This window comes from Alteromonas confluentis, from assembly GCF_001757105.1.
Classification (GTDB): Bacteria; Pseudomonadota; Gammaproteobacteria; order Enterobacterales; family Alteromonadaceae; genus Alteromonas; species Alteromonas confluentis.
Map to the genome: position 1 here is coordinate 32,222 of NZ_MDHN01000032.1, position 19,261 is coordinate 51,482.

General features: G+C 49.3%; 22 protein-coding genes. 8 read left to right on the forward strand and 14 right to left on the reverse strand.

Going from position 1 to position 19,261, the window contains the following annotated elements; all coding sequences use genetic code 11:
* Nucleotides 1–261 precede the first annotated feature (261 nt).
* Nucleotides 262–1,116 (forward strand): RNA polymerase sigma factor RpoH, encoded by an 855-nt coding sequence (gene rpoH, locus BFC18_RS14145; RefSeq protein ID WP_070126216.1) that lies wholly within the window; start codon nucleotides 262–264, stop codon nucleotides 1,114–1,116.
* A gap of 39 nt (nucleotides 1,117–1,155) precedes the next feature.
* Here rpoH and BFC18_RS14150 read toward each other — a convergent pair whose 3' ends face one another.
* From BFC18_RS14150 to pip, 6 genes are all read right to left on the reverse strand, one after another.
* Nucleotides 1,156–1,350, reverse strand: coding sequence for a YrhK family protein (locus BFC18_RS14150; protein ID WP_070126217.1), 195 nt, complete (start codon nucleotides 1,348–1,350; stop codon nucleotides 1,156–1,158).
* 10 nt (nucleotides 1,351–1,360) lie between these two features.
* On the reverse strand, nucleotides 1,361–1,819 hold the full coding sequence (locus BFC18_RS14155) for a carboxymuconolactone decarboxylase family protein (protein ID WP_070126218.1): 459 nt from the start codon (nucleotides 1,817–1,819) through the stop codon (nucleotides 1,361–1,363).
* Nucleotides 1,820–1,860: 41 nt separating this feature from the next.
* A complete protein-coding gene (locus BFC18_RS14160) occupies nucleotides 1,861–2,679 on the reverse strand; it encodes an AraC family transcriptional regulator (protein WP_070126219.1) in 819 nt (272 codons plus the stop codon).
* Complete coding sequence (locus BFC18_RS14165; protein WP_070126220.1) at nucleotides 2,663–3,583, reverse strand: bifunctional GNAT family N-acetyltransferase/hotdog fold thioesterase; 921 nt, start codon at nucleotides 3,581–3,583, stop codon at nucleotides 2,663–2,665. The genes BFC18_RS14160 and BFC18_RS14165 overlap by 17 nt, the downstream gene beginning before the upstream one ends.
* A 136-nt stretch (nucleotides 3,584–3,719) precedes the next feature.
* Nucleotides 3,720–4,157: a D-aminoacyl-tRNA deacylase gene (dtd, locus tag BFC18_RS14170; protein WP_070126221.1), complete on the reverse strand. Its 438-nt coding sequence runs from the start codon at nucleotides 4,155–4,157 to the stop codon at nucleotides 3,720–3,722.
* Nucleotides 4,154–5,128 carry a prolyl aminopeptidase gene (pip, locus tag BFC18_RS14175; protein ID WP_070126222.1) on the reverse strand — a complete coding sequence of 325 codons (975 nt, stop codon included), beginning with the start codon at nucleotides 5,126–5,128 and terminating at the stop codon, nucleotides 4,154–4,156. Before pip ends, dtd begins: the two co-directional genes overlap by 4 nt.
* Before the next feature lie 86 nt (nucleotides 5,129–5,214).
* On the opposite strand from pip, the gene BFC18_RS21835 reads away from it, so the two are divergent.
* Both BFC18_RS21835 and BFC18_RS14185 read left to right on the forward strand, forming a co-directional pair.
* Nucleotides 5,215–5,451 carry a hypothetical protein gene (locus BFC18_RS21835; protein ID WP_070126223.1) on the forward strand — a complete coding sequence of 79 codons (237 nt, stop codon included), beginning with the start codon at nucleotides 5,215–5,217 and terminating at the stop codon, nucleotides 5,449–5,451.
* Between the two features lie 8 nt (nucleotides 5,452–5,459).
* Entirely contained in the window at nucleotides 5,460–6,104 is a 645-nt protein-coding gene (locus tag BFC18_RS14185; RefSeq protein ID WP_070126291.1) for a DUF2959 domain-containing protein, read from the forward strand.
* Nucleotides 6,105–6,147: 43 nt separating this feature from the next.
* Here BFC18_RS14185 and BFC18_RS14190 read toward each other — a convergent pair whose 3' ends face one another.
* A complete protein-coding gene (locus tag BFC18_RS14190; protein WP_070126224.1) occupies nucleotides 6,148–7,032 on the reverse strand; it encodes a virulence factor BrkB family protein in 885 nt (294 codons plus the stop codon).
* 423 nt (nucleotides 7,033–7,455) lie between these two features.
* Nucleotides 7,456–8,340 (reverse strand): methylenetetrahydrofolate reductase, encoded by an 885-nt coding sequence (gene metF / locus BFC18_RS14195; RefSeq protein WP_070126225.1) that lies wholly within the window; start codon nucleotides 8,338–8,340, stop codon nucleotides 7,456–7,458.
* A 154-nt stretch (nucleotides 8,341–8,494) separates the two neighbouring features.
* Here metF and metJ point away from each other — a divergent pair, with 154 nt between their 5' ends.
* Nucleotides 8,495–8,818 (forward strand): met regulon transcriptional regulator MetJ, encoded by a 324-nt coding sequence (gene metJ / locus BFC18_RS14200; protein ID WP_070126226.1) that lies wholly within the window; start codon nucleotides 8,495–8,497, stop codon nucleotides 8,816–8,818.
* 52 nt (nucleotides 8,819–8,870) lie between these two features.
* Here metJ and BFC18_RS14205 read toward each other — a convergent pair whose 3' ends face one another.
* The 3 genes from BFC18_RS14205 to rpmE all read right to left on the reverse strand — a co-directional run bounded on the left by BFC18_RS14205 (nucleotide 8,871) and on the right by rpmE (nucleotide 12,047).
* Nucleotides 8,871–10,082, reverse strand: a complete 1,212-nt coding sequence (locus BFC18_RS14205) for an MFS transporter (protein ID WP_070126227.1) — start codon at nucleotides 10,080–10,082, stop codon at nucleotides 8,871–8,873.
* 101 nt (nucleotides 10,083–10,183) lie between these two features.
* Nucleotides 10,184–11,437 (reverse strand): malic enzyme-like NAD(P)-binding protein, encoded by a 1,254-nt coding sequence (locus tag BFC18_RS14210; protein WP_070126228.1) that lies wholly within the window; start codon nucleotides 11,435–11,437, stop codon nucleotides 10,184–10,186.
* 397 nt (nucleotides 11,438–11,834) lie between these two features.
* The gene (gene rpmE, locus BFC18_RS14215) at nucleotides 11,835–12,047 is read right to left on the reverse strand and encodes a 50S ribosomal protein L31 (RefSeq protein ID WP_070126229.1); all 213 of its coding nucleotides are present in this window, start codon (nucleotides 12,045–12,047) and stop codon (nucleotides 11,835–11,837) included.
* Between the two features lie 175 nt (nucleotides 12,048–12,222).
* Between rpmE and priA the strand changes: the two genes are divergently transcribed.
* From priA to hslU, 4 genes are all read left to right on the forward strand, one after another.
* On the forward strand, nucleotides 12,223–14,394 hold the full coding sequence (gene priA / locus BFC18_RS14220; protein WP_070126230.1) for a primosomal protein N': 2,172 nt from the start codon (nucleotides 12,223–12,225) through the stop codon (nucleotides 14,392–14,394).
* Between the two features lie 193 nt (nucleotides 14,395–14,587).
* On the forward strand, nucleotides 14,588–15,154 hold the full coding sequence (locus BFC18_RS14225; RefSeq protein WP_070126292.1) for an SPOR domain-containing protein: 567 nt from the start codon (nucleotides 14,588–14,590) through the stop codon (nucleotides 15,152–15,154).
* A gap of 534 nt (nucleotides 15,155–15,688) precedes the next feature.
* On the forward strand, nucleotides 15,689–16,213 hold the full coding sequence (gene hslV, locus BFC18_RS14230) for an ATP-dependent protease subunit HslV (protein WP_070126231.1): 525 nt from the start codon (nucleotides 15,689–15,691) through the stop codon (nucleotides 16,211–16,213).
* Between the two features lie 78 nt (nucleotides 16,214–16,291).
* A complete protein-coding gene (gene hslU, locus BFC18_RS14235; RefSeq protein WP_070126232.1) occupies nucleotides 16,292–17,623 on the forward strand; it encodes an ATP-dependent protease ATPase subunit HslU in 1,332 nt (443 codons plus the stop codon).
* Between the two features lie 128 nt (nucleotides 17,624–17,751).
* On the opposite strand, the gene BFC18_RS14240 is transcribed toward hslU, so the two are convergent.
* The 3 genes from BFC18_RS14240 to BFC18_RS14250 are packed head-to-tail and all read right to left on the reverse strand — an operon-like array spanning nucleotide 17,752 to nucleotide 19,258.
* The gene (locus BFC18_RS14240; protein ID WP_070126233.1) at nucleotides 17,752–18,222 is read right to left on the reverse strand and encodes a c-type cytochrome; all 471 of its coding nucleotides are present in this window, start codon (nucleotides 18,220–18,222) and stop codon (nucleotides 17,752–17,754) included.
* A gap of 24 nt (nucleotides 18,223–18,246) precedes the next feature.
* Nucleotides 18,247–18,720 carry a c-type cytochrome gene (locus tag BFC18_RS14245; protein WP_170826608.1) on the reverse strand — a complete coding sequence of 158 codons (474 nt, stop codon included), beginning with the start codon at nucleotides 18,718–18,720 and terminating at the stop codon, nucleotides 18,247–18,249.
* A complete protein-coding gene (locus BFC18_RS14250; RefSeq protein WP_070126234.1) occupies nucleotides 18,713–19,258 on the reverse strand; it encodes a methylamine dehydrogenase light chain in 546 nt (181 codons plus the stop codon). The genes BFC18_RS14245 and BFC18_RS14250 overlap by 8 nt, the downstream gene beginning before the upstream one ends.
* Nucleotides 19,259–19,261: the final 3 nt, after the last annotated feature.

Sequence of the window (19,261 nt, forward strand, 5' to 3'; positions counted from 1 at the left end):
CGCAATGCACTGATAGGTTGTATCGCAGCAAAATTACGTTTAATCGTGATCCGTTTTTACTATTTTATTTTACACTAACTGCCATTGAACGCTGCTTCATGCAGGTTTATCGCCACAAAGGAACTTTTTTGTGGTAAATCAGGTCTTGATATTTAGTAGTTTGTCACTATATTCCTGAATTGGAATGATGTGCGACAATCAAGGACTCGAAAGGCACTTCCACTTTTGATACCATGAAGTGCTTAGCAAATTGAGGTGAATATGAGCAATAACATGCAAACAATGGCATTATCGGTGCCCCACAGCGGTAGCATCGAAGGCTACGTACAAGCTGTGAGCAGCATTGACATGCTCACTGCAGAAAAAGAAAGAAGTCTGGCATCGCGTCTGCGTGATGAAGGCGATCTTGAGGCAGCGAGACAGTTGGTAATGTCGCATTTACGCTTTGTTGTACATATTGCCAAGTCGTACTCGGGCTACGGGTTACCTCAGGCTGATCTTATTCAGGAAGGTAACATTGGCCTGATGAAGGCAGTAAAACGTTTCGACCCTAGCGTAGGTGTGAGACTGGTATCTTTTGCTGTTCATTGGATCAAAGCTGAGATTCATGAGTTCGTGCTGAAGAACTGGCGCATCGTTAAGGTTGCTACCACCAAGGCGCAGCGCAAACTTTTCTTCAACCTGCGTAAAGCGAAAAAGCGTTTAGGCTGGTTTACTCATGAAGAAGTGCAAACTGTTGCAGACGAGTTGGGTGTAAGCACCAAAGAAGTACTGCAAATGGAAGCGCGAATGAGCAGTCAGGATCAAGCTTTTGATCTGAGCGCCGATGATGACGAAAATGGCAACTTTGCTCCTGTGCAGTTCTTAGAAGACAAAAGCACAGACGTGGAAATGGACGTTATCAATAACGATTGGGATACTAACGCCTCTAAGCGCTTGTATTCTGCCATTAAAACATTGGATGAGCGTAGCCAGGACATCATTGAAACACGCTGGTTAGCCGACAATAAGATTACGCTTCAGGATTTGGCTGATAAGTACCAGGTTTCTGCAGAACGTGTTCGTCAAATTGAAAAGAACGCGATGAAGAAACTGCAAGCGGCAATGGCTGCATAGTGTCAAATATTTAAAAAAAGCGCCTTAACGGCGCTTTTTTTATGCATCTTGTTTGAGATTTAAATAATCAGAAACACAAGCAACGATCCACAAAAGTGATCCCAACATAAACAAATACACGCCAATAATCGCGTAGTCTGCCAATGAAGGCAGAAAACATGTACTGCCTATCAGAAAAGAAAATCCAGCTAAAATGTTAATTACCAAACAAGTCTTGGGTTTGATGAATGGCATATCGTGCCCCTTATTGGTGTGTCATTTCAGGAACGAACCCAAACCCGATGGAGATTCGGTTCCAACTGTTGATTTCAAGAATAATGGTTGTGAGTTCGACAATCGCTTGCTTGTCGAAAACATCTGACACGACCGCAAAGTCAGCGTCTGTAACGCCATCGGTAACCGTTGTCAGGGTTTCAGCCCAATGCAGAGCACTTTGCTCTGCAGCTGAAAATGCATCAGGTACTTCTCTCCATGTTGCCAGGATATCTAATCGTTCCTGCAACTCACCCTCCGCCCGCAATTCTGCTGCATGCATATGCATACAGAAGGCACAGCCATTAATTTGAGAAACCCTCAGCCGGATTAATCCGATAAGCGAAGCCCCAAAAGGACTCGCAGAGGATTGTTCACTTAATCCGGTCAGGTTCTTTAAGATACGCGGTGCCAACCGATAAACATCGTTTTGGTCGATTCTTGTAGACATAATATTCTCCGTCAAGTTTTAACGTTGAGAATAGAGGGGAGCTACTTTTTTATATTGGAAAAACGCGACACTTTTCGTTGTCGGTAGGCTGCCGGGGTTTCTCCGACAAATTGATGGAAGTGGTTAGTAAAATGCGCTTGATCAAAGTAGCCGCTTGTCAGTGCGACGTCGGCCAGTGAACCTGAGCTGTATATCAGTTGTTGTCTGGCGGTGTAGATGCGTGAGAATTGCACCAATTCTTTAGGGGACAGACCAAGCACACGCTTACAAGTGCGCTGTAGTGTGCGGGAAGAGACGCCAAGCTGTCGTGCGATGTCGGTATTGTGTTGCAACGGCGTGGCTAAGTTGCTGATAAGCCGCTCTCTGTCTTCGCTTACTGCCGAATTTTGATGCAACCGCTGTGTTAGCCATTGCAGCAAAATACGAACGCGCTCACAGTCAGGCGCAGCACAGACTTCGTTAACGGGGAGTGACACATTTGGGTGCAGTGAAGCAAAACTGCTTATGGCGTCTCTGGGGAGCGATTCAGCGGGAATACCAAAGCATTCTGTAAAAGCACCAGGCAGAAAACGAATACTGATTAACGCATCGCCGGGTAATGTGACAAATGGCGCGGTGCGCGTACTGAAAAGAACACTGGCGTTGAGACTGTGATCTGAAAGGGTAAATGTCAAACTCACGCCGCCGTCAGGATAACAACGATCCTGGCTTGGCAGACAATGGGGATTGTCACTGAACCAGATTGAATGCAGCCAGCGTGAGAGACTGAGGGGCACCGGCACAAAGGCTATCTGCGCCGGCTTGAATGCGTCTGGAACCCCCGTGGGAACAACGGTTTTTGCGTTACTCTTCTTCGTCATTCTCTTTTTTCGGCGGTAATACCCAAAATACGCCACGGAATTCAGCCACAGCGTTATTGTCGTCCATAATATCAACTTGCAAGGTGAAACGGCATTTCTTTCGCTTTTCCAATGGCGCGAACTTGCCACTGAGCGATTCAATGTGACACATGGCCCGTGGCTTCATGGTGATGGGTTTGTGATAGTGTATATCGCCGTCACCTAATACTATCTCGCCCATTAACTGGCGCTCTTTTAACTGCAGAAAAATCATTCCCCAGCCAGTTAAGGTGGCAAGTGAAAAAATGCTGCCGGCGAACATAGTGCCGTGAATATTAATATTCTTGTTCAGTGAAGCGCGGGTTTCCAGCGTACGACCGGTGTACTGGTGCAGCTTTATGCCCATGTGCTCAGTAATAGGAATGGTTTCTGTCCAGGTATCCTGAAGTTCTTTGCACCATTTCGGATGCAGCATCACGATGCCCGGGTCTGTGAGTTTTTTCACCATTTGCTGGCGCTTGAGCATGCCCAGTTCATTGGGGGCTTCTCGCTCAATCACAAAACCGCAGGAGCTGAAAAAGTCGATGGAGGTTTCGCGGCTGTTGGTTACCGCGCGAATGGCGCCTAATTCCCGGGCAACGCCTTCCAGTGCACCCAGGATCATCTGACCCAAGCCGCGACGTAAATAGTCACCGTGCACGGCGATATGACGAATTTGTGCTTCTTCAGCGGTGTTCAGATGCACCCGGCCGGCAGCAACGATTTCGCCTTTGCCATTCATAATAACCCGGTGTTCGGCTACCTGTTCATACTCATCCCGTTCTGAGCCGGGGGCAAAATTCCAGGGCTTGCGCAGGTATGTCCAGCGAAACGTGAAATATTGTTCTAGTTCTTCTTCAGTTTTCGGAGTGGCTACTCTAAACACAATATTAAAGCCTTATGTGATTACTACCGGTATCCATTTAACCCTATGGCACAGGTTGTTCACAAGTGCATTTATCAAAGAGCGCGAAGATCCGAATCTATTGAGAGGATAAGTACGGGAAATAACGGCTAAAGTTTCAGACCTGAAATTGGAACGTCACCGGCCCGTCATTCAACAGCGATACTTTCATATCTGCGCCAAAACGGCCCGTTTGTACTGGTACTCCCAGTGAGGAAAGGTGGGTGATAAACGCGTTGTACATAGCCTCGCCGTGGGCGGGTGTTGCACCTTTAGAGAAACCAGGGCGATTACCTTTCTGCGTATCGGCGACCAGAGTGAACTGAGAGACAACCAGCACAGACCCGCCAGCCTGTTGTACATTCAGGTTCATTTTTCCCGCTTCATCACTAAACATGCGGTAATTAGCAACTTTTTTGGCTAGCTTGTCTATTTGTTCCTGAGCATCTTCTTTTTCTACGCCAAGTAACAAAAGAATACCCTGTCCAATTTCGCCAGTGATTTCGCCATCCACTGTCACTCGCGCCTCAGATACCCGCTGAACCAGTCCTATCATTTTTTCTCCCGTAGATATTTCGACATGTCCCGGGTCGCTCTGCAGAGTGCCAGTGCGATGCCCGGTTCCGACGTGCTGTGACCCGCTTCCTGCACAATCTGAAGTTCACTGTTGCTCCACGCCTGGTGCAAGGTGTAAGCAGATTTTGTACTGCATATAACATCGTAGCGGCCGTGGACTATTGTACCGGGTATGTGGTTAATTTTATGCACGTTCTGAAGAATAAAGTTTTCGGGAATAAAGCATTGATGAGACAGATAGTGGCACTCAAGCTTGGCGAGACTCGTCATCAGATTAATGGGATAGTGGCTGGTAAATTCCCCGGTGCCGTGGGGTAGTGACAGTCTGGATAACCTTTCTTCCCAGATGTACCAGCGCTTTAATGCGGCTAACCGTTGAAGTTCATCCGGCGAATCGAACATGCGTTGGTAGTGCTCACAGACCGACGTTGTCGTTATAGGAGGGTTAATGCCGTCGGTGAACATTTCATAGTGTTCGGGAAACAAGGTAGCTGCTGCACCGTGCTGGGAAATGAACCAGTCACGATCTTCTCTTCTGGCGAGAAAAACACCGCGTAAGATCAGGCCTGAAACCGTGTTTGGTTCGGTAATCGCGGCCATCATCGCTAACGTAGAACCCCATGAGCCGCCGAATAGGATCCACTTGTCTACCTTGAGAAATGCGCGCAGCGCCGCAATATCATTAAGAATGTGCTGAGTCGTGTTGTTCTCGAGCGAGCCGAATGGCTTGGAGCGACCACAACCCCGTTGCTCAAATGCGATAATACGAAAGTGATTACCGTCGAAAAAACGGCGATAGCCTGGGGATAATCCAGCGCCGGGACCACCGTGCAAATAAAGCACCGGGAAACCATCCGGATTGCCACTTTCCTCGTAATAGAGAGTGTGGCCGTCTCCGGTTTCAAAGTACCCACTGCTGTAACATCCAATGTCAGGGTAAAGTCGTTTCATTTTGTTTCAGTGCGTTGTTTGAGGTATTTTTTTGGTTTAGTTTAGCTACTTAACCACATATTTAAGCAATATACGAGGATGTTTATATGTCAGGGCAAGGTTCTGGCGGTAATGTGATCGCCGCAATTTGTAATTTTTTTATTCCCGGGCTGGGCCATTTGGTTCAGGGCAGAATTATGGGAGCGTTGTTTTTCTTCTTCGCTTGCTTAGTTTTTTACGGGCTGGCAGCAACCGTCGTACTCTTTTTCCTATGGCCGGTAGGCGCCATTTTCCATCTGTGGTCAATTATCAGTGCGGCCCGTTATCGCGGCCCCGGAATATAAATATGAATATGAAAGTAAAAACGAGTTTGATGGCGGTTGCCGCCTGTTTCGCACTCTCTGGATGTCAGTCTGCCTATTATGGTGCTTGGGAAAAACTCGGCGTAGAAAAGCGGGACATCATGGTTGACCGTGTTGAAAACGCCAAAGAATCTCAGGAAGATGCGCAAGAGCAGTTCGCCGATGCACTGGAAGAATTCAGCGCACTGATTAACTTCGACGGCGACGAGTTAGAAGATGTTTATGACGAGCTAAACAGTGAGTATCAAGACAGCAAAGCCGCCGCGCAGGAAGTGTCCGACCGCATAGACAAAGTGCAAAGCGTTGCTGATGCATTATTCTCTGAGTGGGAAGATGAACTGACTAAATACGATAGTGCTACGCTACGTCGCTCCAGCGAGGAAAAATTGCGTGCCACTCGCCGTCAGTACGAAACCATGATTAAAGCGATGCGCAAAGCAGAAAGTAGAATGGAGCCTGTACTAACAGCACTGCAGGATAATGTGCTTTATCTGAAGCATAACCTGAATGCCAGTGCCATTGGCGCATTGGAAGGTGAGTTAAAAACCATTCAGCAAAATGTATCGCGATTGATTAACGAGATGAAAGCCTCAGTGGCTGAATCTGACGCCTTTATCCGCGCAATGAAAAATTAAGCAAGTGAAACGAAAATGACCGGCAACTGCCGGTCATTTTGTATTATTCGGTGGGGACTTTTCTGGGCTCTTCACTGGCCCTGATGTCACCGAAGGCATCTTCCAGGCTGCAGGTAAACTCTGCGCCAATCAGTACAACCACCCACGATACATACACCCATAAAAACAGAATAGGCAGCACTGCCATAGCCCCGTAAATTACCTGATAAGAGGTAAAGTTTGTAATGTACAGGGCAAATCCTTTCTTGGTGAATTCAAAGAATATGGTCGCTACCACCGCGCCAATAAACGCATGGGAATAGCGTACTCGTCGGTTGGGAACCAACAGGTATAGAATGATGAAGGCTAACAGTGCTGCGAAGCTCGGTACCAGTTTCAACATAAAGGTGCCTACACCCGGCGTGTATTCTTCAGCGAACTCAGCCACACCCACTAGGTAAGAACTGATTGCTACACTCGACCCCATCAGCATCGGGCCCAAGGTGATAACCATCCAATAAATGGCGAAGGTATAAATCATCGGCCTGTCGCTCTGGGTGCGCCAAATCCGGTTCAGGGTTTTATCCACATTGGAGATCAACAGCAGAGCAACAACCAGCAGCGACAGTATTCCCACCGCCCCCATTTCCGAAGCGTTAGCGACAAAGTCACCCATGTACTTATGCACCACGTCGCCAGCAGTCGGTACGAAGTTGGAGAACACAAACTGTTCCAGTTTACTGCGCACCGAGGCGAAAGCCGGAAACGCCGACATCACAGTGAACGTCACCATGATAAAAGGCACCAGCGAGAGCAGGGTAACGTAAGCGAGATGGCCAGCAGAGATGGTGATGTTGTCCGCTTTGCAACGGCGCAGAAAAATATGGAAAAAAGCAATAAGACCGGGACGTTTATCGTTCCACAGTTTTACCCAGCGATTATCTGTCAAAACAGACTCCTTTCAAACTGCACTGTTATGTTCATGCTCTCACAGTGTAACCATTCAGGGTCGTGGGGGAAATGTTTTGTTGATTTGTCAGTGGACTGAGATGTCTGGTGTGGTGGCGAAATTGCGTAAATCGCCAGGCGTCGTAGCGATAAGGGGGAGGGTGCCAGAGAAAAAACCGTCTGCAGCAGGGATGCTGCAGCGTTCTCTATAACAGCTTAGCCAGGCATGGAGCTCCGGCGTGTTTTTTCTCTGGCCTTCGTATCCGGCGGAGATGCCGGAATACATCGTCAGAAGAAACGCGATAGGAGGGAGGTGATTCGGTAACAAACCGTCTGCAGCAGGGATGCTGCAGTCGAGCCTCCATGGATGGAATCTCGGCGTGTTTGTTACCGAATCGCCGTACTCCCAGCGTATTCGAAAATGTTAGTCGGCGCGAACGCCCAGCATGTGGCAGATGGCGTAGCTGAGTTCGCAGCGGTTCAGGGTGTAGAAGTGGAAGTGCTTCACACCTTCTTTAGCCAGCACTTTTACCTGTTCCATGGCGATGTTTGCGCCAATCAGGTTACGGGTGATCTGGTCGTCATCGTCAAGGCCGTCGTACATTTTGTGCAGCCAGCCTGGTACGTGAACGTTAGTGAAACCCGCAAACTTAACCAGCGTTTGATAGTTGGTAACCGGCAAGATGCCAGGAACAATATCTAAATCGATGCCTGCCGCTGCTGCTCGGTCACGGAATCGAAGGTAAACACTGGTATCGAAGAAGAACTGTGTGATCGCTTCTGAGGCACCGGCTTCTGCTTTACGCTTCAGATTCAGTAAATCAAACTGTGCATTTGGCGCTTCAGGATGTTTTTCTGGATAAGCCGCTACTGAGATATCGAAGTCAGCCACGTCTTTTAACAGAGATACCAAATCAGACGCGTACATTTCAGTTTTATCTACGCCTTTTGGCAAATCACCACGCAGGGCCACAATGCGACGAATACCAGAATCCCAGTATTCTTGTGCAATTTGCTTGAGTTCGTCACGGCTGGCATCAACACAAGTAAGGTGAGGTGCGGCCTGAACACCCGTTTGCTGCTGAATGCGTTTTACCACATCGTGGGTGCGATCGCGCTCGCCGCTGTTCGCACCATAGGTTACAGACATATATGAAGGCTTAAGAGGTGCCAGACGCTCTACAGATTTCCATAAGGTTTGTTCCATCTTTTCCGAGTTTGGCGGAAAAAATTCGAAGGATACATCGATGTCACGCAGTTCTGACAAAGATTGATTTAAGGCATCGATGCCCTGTGCATAGGAAACCATTTTCTGACTCACTCATTTTTTGGCCGTTTAGACGTCTAAACTAATTAATATATGTCTGGACGTCAAGAGGTTTACACGGCTTAATTGACCTTTTCGCTACATTGTTTAGAATTTCCGCTCATAAGATAAAATAACAGGCAGTCCGAGATTTCACATGGCAGAATGGAATGGTAAGTATATACACCCTTATGCAGAGCATGGGAAAAAGAGTGAACAGGTAAAGAAAGTCACTGTTTCTATTCCTATTAATGTGCTTAAGGAGCTCACAGATGAGCGCACCCGGCGACAGATAAACAATCTGCGTCATGCAACAAATTCAGAATTACTGTGTGAGGCATTCCTGCATGCGTTCACCGGGCAACCATTGCCTAACGATGATGACTTGCGCAAAGATAATCCAAATCGTATCCCGGCTGTTGCTCGAAAGATGATGGAAGAGATGGGTATCGACCCGTCGGTGGATAACGAAGAAGAATAAAAACCAAGCCAGGGTAAATTAAATACTCTGGCTTTTTTTTAGGTCGCTTGCCTTACTCTGGTTTACTCAGCTCCGGCGGCTCAATTTTCTGCAGCTCGAACAGCGGCCGGAACGTTTTCCTGAACAATAACACCACGCCCAGACTCATCACGCCGCCGGTTACGGCACAGGCCACCGGACCAATTGCTGCCGTTACTGAACCACTTCGGAAATCTCCCAGCTCGTTTGATGAGGCAATGAACAGTGAATTCACCGCGCTTACCCGGCCGCGCAGGGCATCCGGCGTCATGATCTGAACCACTGAGCTTCTTATTACCACACTGATCATGTCTGAGCCGCCGTAAATCAGCAGCGCAAAACAGGCAACATAGAGATTTTGCGAGAAAGCAAAACCGATAATGGAAAAGCTGAAGATGAGCAGTGACCAGAACAGCAAGGGACCATTGCGCTCGATGGCGCGCTTACGCCGTACCATGGTTAACCCGATAATGGTTGCGCCAACGGCAGGCATGGCCCGGAGTAAACCCAGCGTCTCCGGCCCTTCATGCAATACGTCTTTAACGAACACCGGCAGGATTGCCATCACGCTGCCACACAAAATCACCACCAGATCGGTAAACAGGGCGCCGCGCACCACATTGTTATGCATCAGATAATGCACGCCACTAAAGATGTCTTTCAGATCCAACTTGCGCTCAGAGTGAATCTTCAGCGCGGGTAGCAGTGAGAAGCCACCCAATGTGAACAAACCGAAGATGATGAGTACCCAGTAGAGCTGTCGGTCGAGCATCGCCAGTAACACACCGGCGAGAAAAGGGCCAACCGTCAGCGCAATATTCCACATTGAGCTGATAGCAGCCACGGCGCGACCCAGATGGTCGGTACTGACAATATTTGGCAGTACCGACTGGATCGCCGGGGCGAAAAATGCCCGTCCGGCGCCCAGCACCGATAGCGACAGGAACAGCGCCCATTTATTCAGTTCCGGCTGATTCATCAGTATCGCCACCGCCAGCACAACGAAAAGCTGCAGGCTGGCGGAGAGCAACAGAATGCTTTTGCGGGAAAAATTATCCGCTGCCCATCCGGCTACCAGAAACAGACTAATCACCGGCACAATCTGGAAAATGCCTACCAACGCCAGATCGAAAGCCTCGCCAGTGGATTCATATAAATGCCAGCCGATACTGACGCTCATGGTAGAGCCTATCAGGGTTGTTGCAATACGCCCGATAATGAGCCCAATGAGTGCTTTAGACCACATGATATCTATATCCGTTAGATTTGAAGAAGAATGCGTGCGCCAAAACGCAAACGGGCCGGTAGAATTACCGGCCCGTGGCAGATGAGTGCAGTATGCCCTAATTAGGCATTGTTACCCAGATATTTTGCTGGCAGTGTCTCGACACCGGCCACGCCGGAATCAATGGCAGCCTGTGCAACAGCACTGGCGATGCGGTTCAGTAAGCGCGGATCCATTGGCTTCGGAATAATGTAGTCCTTACCGAAGGTCAGCGACGCAGATTTACTGGCTTTCAATACTTCTTCAGGCACCGGTTCTTTTGATACAGAACGTAGTGCTTCAACCGCAGCGACTTTCATTTCATCGTTAATCGTGGAAGCGCGAACATCCAGTGCGCCACGGAAGATGAACGGGAAACACAGCACGTTGTTAACCTGATTCGGGTAATCCGAACGGCCTGTCGCCATGATGAGGTCAGAGCGTACTTCATGAGCCAGTTCAGGTTTAATTTCCGGATCTGGGTTTGAACAGGCGAAAACGACCGGGTTTGGTGCCATCAGTTTTAAGGTTTCGGGTGGCAGAACATCCGGGCCTGATACACCAACGAAGATATCGGCACCGTCCATCACATCATCAAGGGTACGCTTGTCGGTGTTGTTGGCGAACAGCATTTTGTGTTCAGTAAGGTCGTCGCGACGGGTGTGGATAACGCCTTTGCGATCGAGCATATAAATGCGTTCACGCTGGGCACCACATTTGATTAGCAGTTCCATACAGGCAACGGCGGCTGCGCCGGCACCCATACACACAATCTTTGCATCTTCGATATTCTTGCCCTGAATCTCCAGCGCATTCAGCATACCGGCGGCAGTCACGATAGCAGTACCGTGCTGGTCGTCGTGGAATACCGGGATTTTGCAGCGCTTGATCAGCTCCTGCTCAATCTCAAAACATTCTGGTGCTTTAATATCTTCCAGGTTAATACCACCGAAGGTATCGGCAATATTAGCCACCGTATTGATAAACTCTTCGGTGGTACGGTGTTTTACTTCAATATCGATAGCGTCAAGGCCCGCGAAGCGTTTGAACAGCAGCGCTTTACCTTCCATTACCGGCTTTGAAGCAAGGGGACCTAAATTGCCCAAACCTAAAATGGCAGTACCGTTACTAATAACAGCTACCATGTTGCCTTTCGCGGTATAGCGATAAGCGGCATCAGGATCTTCTGCAATTTCGCGCACTGGCTCGGCAACACCGGGGCTGTACGCAAGAGCGAGATCATCAACACTGTCTGCCGGGGTAGACAGCTCTACTTTAATTTTACCTGGTGTAGGGTACTCGTGGTAATCCAGGGCGCGTTGTCTGAAATCTGACATGCTTTTATGTGTCCTTCTCAGGGTTATTCGTTACAAAGATACACCTGTCGTTCTGGCTAATTTGTTGTTTTTGTTATAACAGCCATATAAGACCAATGTAGCATATCGCCTTTCACAGTACATATCTGATCAGGACTAATCTCATGATTACTCTAGTGGTCAAACCGCCACGACACAAAACGGTATTATCAATGGTGACCATTTATCAAATTAATAAACAGTCCTTAACTTATATTTAAAAGCATATAAACAGCGTAGAAGCTGGTGTTTGTTTTTTGATCGTTAGTGAAGTGGGGGGCTAGAAGACAGCCTAAAAGGGATGAATATCGAAATGGAAATTATTGCAGACACAAAAAAAGCGCCATAAAGGCGCTTTTTTCGCAATTCACTGCAGGGCTTATTTTTTGCCCAGTGCACCGAAACGCTTCTTGAAGCGGTCAACACGACCACCGGTGTCAACGTTACGTTGCTTACCAGTGTAGAACGGGTGACAGTTAGAACATACGTCCAGGTTCAGATCTTTACCTGCAGTAGAACGAACTTTGATAACATTACCGCAAGAACAAGCAGCAGTAATTTCTTCGTAAGTAGGATGGATATCTTGTTTCATGGGTTACCTCAATCTTAAGGCCGTATCGCTATCCAGCCCGAAGCTGAACACCATACGCAACTATATTCAAATGCAAGACACAACTGGCCTTGCCGTAAAGAGCGGCGCATATTAATGTATGGCGCCCGTTTGATCAAGAACGATAAGCGAAAAATGCGGAAAAAATAGGCGGATTATGCATTTTGTCGAGGTGGCGGTACCGGTACCGCTACGCCAAACTTTTACCTACAGCTGTGACATCCTCCCGGAACCTGGTTGTCGGGTCAGTATTTCCTTCGGCCCCCGTAATCTTGTCGGTGTCGTGACAGGTGAACTGACTGCGCCTGAAAATCCAGACAAGATCAAAGCCATCGATAAAATTATTGATGACACGCCTGTACTAGACCGGGTTTTGCTGAAGCTTTGCCATTGGCTATCGCAGTACTATTTGCATCCCATTGGTGAGGTGATTCATACCGTACTCCCTGTGCTTTTACGAAAGGGCGAATCTGCGAGTCCGGTGGATGAAGTGTGGTGGCATGCCGCCGATAATATTGATGAAAACCTGGCTGCGCTTAAACGGGCGAAACGCCAGTATGCCTGTTTGGAAGCGCTGGTGGATGAACCGGTGCGCGAAGGCGACCTCAAAAATACGTTTCCCTCTACCATTATTAACGCACTGGAAGAAAAAGGCTTTATCCGTCAGGAAAGTAAGCCGCCGCCGTTGCGCCCGAAAATGTGGCTGGATTATTTTGATGTGGCAAAAAAGCCATTACCAGACAAAGAGCAGGCCGTCGCGATTTCCACGATAGTGCAAAGTCGTTCTCGGTTTGCGCCTTATTTGTTAGAAGGGGTAACGGGCAGCGGAAAAACGGAAGTCTACCTCCAGGCTATCGAAGATGTGCTGGCAGAAGGGCGGCAGGTGTTAATTTTGGTGCCGGAAATCGGCCTTACACCACAAACGGTGTCGCGCTTCGCCAGCCGATTTGGTATCGACATTGGTATTTTGCATTCACAGCTAAACGATAAAGATCGGCTATCGGTGTGGCAGCGTGCCCGTGCTGGTGAGTTGGGAGTCATTATTGGTACTCGTTCGGCAATTTTCACGCCGATGAAATTCCCCGGCATGATCATCGTAGATGAAGAGCATGATGATTCCTACAAACAGCAGGATGGTTTGCGCTATCACGCCCGCGATCTGGCAGTAATGCGAGCGCACACAGAAAATATTCCACTGGTGTTAGGCACGGCCACGCCGTCGCTGGAAACGCTGAACAACGCGTTGACGAAGCGATATGGTCATCTTCAGCTAACAAAGCGAGCGGGCGGGGCATCGAAAACCCATCAGCAGGTGCTGGATGTGCGTGATCAGCGTCTGCAGTTCGGTATCGCCGATGGCATGTTAAGTATCATGCGTCAGCACTTATCTATGGGTAATCAGGTGCTGGTGTTTGTAAACCGCCGCGGTTATGCCCCTGCACTGATTTGCCATCACTGTGGTCATTCCTACGATTGTCGTCGCTGTGAGCGTCCTTACACGGTGCATCGCACTCAGCAGCGGTTGCAGTGTCACCACTGCGGTGGCGCCCGACCTATTCCGCGGCAGTGTGAACACTGTGGCGAAAATAAACTCATAACCGCGGGTGTGGGTACCGAACAAATCGAAGACGGATTGGCAAAGATGTTTCCCGGCGTGAAGCAAATCCGTATCGACAGCGATTCGGTGCGGGGCAAAGACAAACTTCAACGCTCGCTAGATGATATCAACGCCCAGAAATATCAGCTATTAATCGGCACGCAAATTCTTTCGAAAGGTCATCACTTTCCCCATGTAACACTGGTGGTGGTTTTAGATTGTGATGGCGCGCTGTTCAGTGCCGACTTCCGTGCCAGCGAGAAACTGGCACAATTGGTAACGCAATTGGCAGGCCGAGCGGGCAGGGCGTCGAAGCCGGGAGAAATGTGGCTGCAAACCCACAATCCGGGACATCCGTTATTACAAGATTTGGTACACAATGGTTATGCCCACTTTGCCCGTCAGGCGCTGGATGAGCGAAAACTCTCCTGGATGCCACCGTTTCAATCGCAAGCGGTGATTCGCTCAGAAGCGACTAACGGTGAGCTGGCCTGGGAATTTCTTGAGCAGGTTCGAACGCTATTGCAAAGTGAAGTGGTGCGGCTGAATGGTCCGCTTCCATGTTTAATAGAGAAACGGCAGGGGCGGTATCGGTTTATGTTGGTTTTGCAATCGGCGCAGCGCAAGGCGATAAATGATTTGCTCAGGCGAGCGTTACCGAACATCACGTCGCTGCCCACGGCGAGCAAAGTGCGCTGGTCGCTAGATGTCGATCCATCAGACTTCAGTTAGCAGATGTTGCTTGAGTCTGACGACGAATTCATTAGACTGAGCGACTTCGGCTAAGATACCGACAGCAAAGTTAAGAAATAAAAGCTACACTGCTTTACCTGAACCATCGCTACGGAATGTGCGCTTTCTGAATGAAAAAAGAAGCGATGGTCAGTTGTCTGAAATATAAATTTTAACGGGATAGATGCCGGTTATGGCTCAACGTGATTATGTATCTCGTGGACGTGCGCCACAGAATAAAAACAAAAATAACAATAAGCGGAAGCCGCCAGCCCCAGAGCAGAACAGAACCAAGATCTGGATGCGCCTGGTGGTGGTGATTATTGCCATTCTTGCACTGATTTATTTTCTGTTTTCAATTAAAGATAACGTGGACGAAACGGCTGATTCGACCATGGAGCAGTTGCCGCAAATCGTGGAAGAAGACGAACTGCCAGAAGTACCAAAAGAAGAGTGGGATTACATTAAGAGTTTGCCTGGCTACGAAGTGGAAGTAGAAGTCGCGGAACAGCAGAAATCTGACAAACTTTACCTGCTGCAATGTGGCTCATTCCGTACCCGTTCTCAGGCCGAAGAAATGAAAGCGAAAATTGCCTTCCAGGGCCTGGAAGCGCAGGTTCGTGCCACCACCGGTTCAAACGGCGAATGGTTCCGCGTGATCATGGGACCACTGCAAACCAAACGCGACGCAGAGCGGGCCAAACACAGCCTGCGAAAAGTGAACATCACCACCTGCATGATCCTCACCTGGAACTTATAAGGAAAAGAACCTATCGCTATCGGGGCTTCCGAAATTCTGGTACAGAACTCGCGGTAAACCCATCCATGGGCGCTCGGCAGCCGCTTCCCTGCGGCTGACGGTTCTGTACCAGAATTTCTACAACCCCTGCGCTCAAGGTTCTTAGCTTTTTCCGTGAGCCCTTGTGGCCAGGGCAGGCATTGTCGGCGAGAACTCGCCGTGAACCCGTCCCTGGGGGCTCGACAACCGCATCCATGCGGTTGACGGTTCTCGCCGACAACACCTTACCCCGTCCGCGGACTCACAACCGTGCTCGGCAGCAGCATCCCTGCTGCTGACGGTTTGGAATGGCTTTCCTTTCTTTGTCTGCGGGCCTGACTTTCGTTCGTCCGTGGGCTCACAACCGTGCTCGACAATGGCGCTCCCGGCCTGAAGAGTTCACAACACCTCACAGTTTCTCCCTTGAAAAAATAATGTCTTCCCCCACTTATCTCTTCATTGAAATTAATTTGCTGAGCGCGACGGCCAGCGACACCCGAAACATGGGGAAGTGTAGTGACTACTATTGTATCTGTAAGACGCGACAATCAGGTCGTAATTGCCGGAGACGGACAGGTTTCTCTGGGTAACACCGTAATGAAAGGTAACGCGAAAAAAGTGCGTCGCCTTTATCACAACAAAGTGCTGGCGGGATTTGCTGGTGGCACTGCCGATGCATTTACATTATTCGAGCGATTTGAATCCAAGCTGGAAATGCATCAGGGGCATCTTACCAGGGCCGCGGTAGAACTGGCCAAAGATTGGCGTACAGACCGGGCGTTGCGCAAACTGGAAGCGCTGTTGGCTGTGGCCGATGAAACGGCTTCGTTTATCATTACTGGTAACGGTGATGTGGTGCAGCCAGAGAACGATTTAATTGCCATCGGTTCAGGCGGGAACTACGCGCAGGCAGCGGCCACGGCGCTGCTGGCGAATACCGATTTATCCGCGAAAGACATTGCTGAAAAGAGTCTGACCATCGCCGGTGATATCTGCGTATTTACTAATCACCACCAGACGGTTGAAGTACTGGATTATTAATATTCACAGGTTCGTACGCGACCATGCGCACGGGCCTGATTACCGCCACGGGGCGGCATAAGTAAGAGAAGGTTTATTATGTCTGAAATGACACCCAGAGAAATTGTTCACGAGCTCGACCGTCACATTATCGGTCAGCAGGATGCCAAGCGTGCTGTGTCTATTGCACTGCGTAACCGCTGGCGTCGTATGCAGCTGCCAGAAGAGCTGCGCGTAGAAGTTACGCCAAAAAATATTCTGATGATTGGCCCAACTGGTGTGGGTAAAACGGAAATTGCTCGTCGTTTGGCGAAACTGGCAAACGCGCCGTTCATCAAAGTGGAAGCGACTAAATTCACCGAAGTAGGTTATGTGGGTAAGGAAGTAGAAACCATTATCCGTGACCTGACTGACATTGCCGTGAAGCTCACCAAAGAGCAGGAAATGACGAAGGTGAAATTCCGCGCCGAAGAAGCGGCGGAAGAGCGAATTCTTGATGCTTTGTTGCCACCACCGGAAGATCCATGGGGCAAGAAAGAACAGGTTGAAGACCGTGGCACCCGTCAGGCGTTCCGTAAAAAGCTGCGTGAAGGGCAACTCGACGATAAAGAAATCGAAATTGATGTGGCCCTGCCGCAAATGGGCGTAGAGATCATGGCGCCTCCAGGCATGGAAGACATGACCAACCAACTGCAGTCAATGTTTCAGAACCTGAACTCTGACTCGCAGAAGAAAAAGAAAAAACTGAAAATTAAAGATGCGCTAAAAATGCTGATCGAAGAAGAAGCAGCGCGTCTGGTTAATCAGGAAGATTTGAAAGAAAAAGCGATTAATGCCGTTGAACAGCACGGTATCGTGTTTATCGACGAAATCGATAAGATTTGTAAGCGTGAAGGTAACAACTCTGCGGACGTATCCCGTGAAGGTGTACAGCGCGACCTGCTGCCATTGGTCGAAGGTTCTACGGTATCGACAAAGCACGGTATGGTGAAAACCGACCACATGCTGTTTATTGCCTCTGGTGCGTTCCAGATGAGCAAACCGTCAGACCTTATTCCTGAATTGCAGGGGCGTCTGCCAATTCGTGTTGAGCTGTCAGCACTTAAAGTGGAAGACTTTAAACGTATCCTTACCGAGCCAAAATCAGCACTGACTGAACAGTACCGTGCGCTGATGGCCACTGAGGGTGTGACCATTGATTTTGTAGAGTCGGGTATTCAGCGTATCGCTGAAGCGGCATGGCAGGTAAACGAGAAGCTGGAAAATATCGGTGCACGTCGCTTACACACCGTACTTGAGCGTCTGATGGAAGATATCTCTTTCGACGCGTCTGAGAAATCGGGTGAAACATTTGTTATCGATAAGGCCTATGTTGATTCGCATCTGGAATCGCTGGTGGACAACGAAGATCTGAGCCGCTTTATTTTGTAAGTCATACGCTCATGAGAAGAAGGCAGCAGAGACTCACGTCCTGCTGCCTTTTTTGTTTTCAACACGTTAGTAGCTAACCCGGAAAAAAGACCCTGTCCGCAACGGATAACGGACAGAGCCAACGGAGTTCATCCTCCGGGGGATTCATGCTTTTCACGAACAGTCGAAGAAAGCGGTGCCTGCGTAGCCGCTAAGCTATCAACAAGGTTTTGCCTCACTTCATATACATTCGTCATTTTCTCTCCGCGATGGGCGCGTACTTCTTCTGCGGTGAACGCGGTGTGGTTGTCGACTTTCACAATATCGTTGGCGATATAATTAAGCACATCTGCAAGTTCTCCATCGGTGAGTGGGGAGTTGGCTGCGCCTGGTACACTTATCCAGTAACGTCTTCCCGCTTCGGAATGCATAAATGCATTTCCATGTTCATGAAAATCCGGCGTTTGCGGGGGCATGCCTGAACCACTGGCTTTGTGGCATCCCTGACATTGCAGCATGTAATTGGTCTGCGCCCGGGTAAGGCCTTTGGCGCTGACTAACTGCAATGATCCTGTAAGCAGGAACAGGCCCAGCATCGAGAGTTTGGTTACATTCCCCATTGCTCATCCCTTTAATACTGTGGTTCAGTCGTCTAACTGCTGGCGAAGTGCATGGCTTGAAGGCAATGATTTGTCTGCTATTTTCTTGCGTACTGCCGCCACGTCTTCAGCACTTACTGGTGTCGCTTCTGCAAGTGGCGATTTTGCAATGCCCGTGAGTACGTAACTCAGAACGCCGGCAACTTCATCGTCACTCAGAGTGGGAGCAAACGCCTGCATAAATCCGGCGTAAGTCTGTCCCTGCGATTTGATTGGCCCATTAAGCCCTTGTAGCACCACACTGATGAGATATTCCTTTCCGCCTTCTTTTGCAAAAGTTGCGGGTAGATTAACCAGCGGCGGAAATGCGCCTGGCAGACCTTCACCGGTGGCAAGATGACAGGCCGCGCAGGTAGTAAATACGGTTTTGCCGTCTCGTCCTTCAGCAAGGCTGGCGGTAGTGTTTAGTCCCATGGCTGCGCAGAGCGCAGCCATGGCAATAGCGCGTAACTTACGCATCAACGGCCACCCCCAACACCACACCGGTAGAGCAGGTGTACACATTACTGCTGGTACCCAGGCACCAGTTGATGTCGTTGTTAGATTGCGGGCGGTATACTGGCTTGTCGTTTTCGTTGCGATTACATAAGCAGCGACCACAACTGGTTTTACCGCAACAGTCGTTGTACGAAATAATGTAATCTTTACCGTCAGCAGGGTTGCGACAAGTGCCAATCCAGGTGATGGGCGACATTTCGGTGCCCGGCGGACAACTCGATGCCGTACCACCACAACAGGAGCATAAAAATCCGTCGATGGCACAGTAGCGCCAGTAATCACAACTGGTAGGATCGCCGGGGTCGCCCTCCAGGCCAGATACCTGAGAACCCACTCCCGGGTAAGCGCCGGTCGATTCCGAAGCTCGGGCAACGGGTAATAAAGGAATGGCTGCAGCGCCCACCATCAGTTTGGAAAGGTTAGTGAGCAAGTGCCGACGAGACGTATTCTGCGCGACCTTGCGGGAGCCACGCTCCATCAGTTTGTCGAGAAATTTCATTTG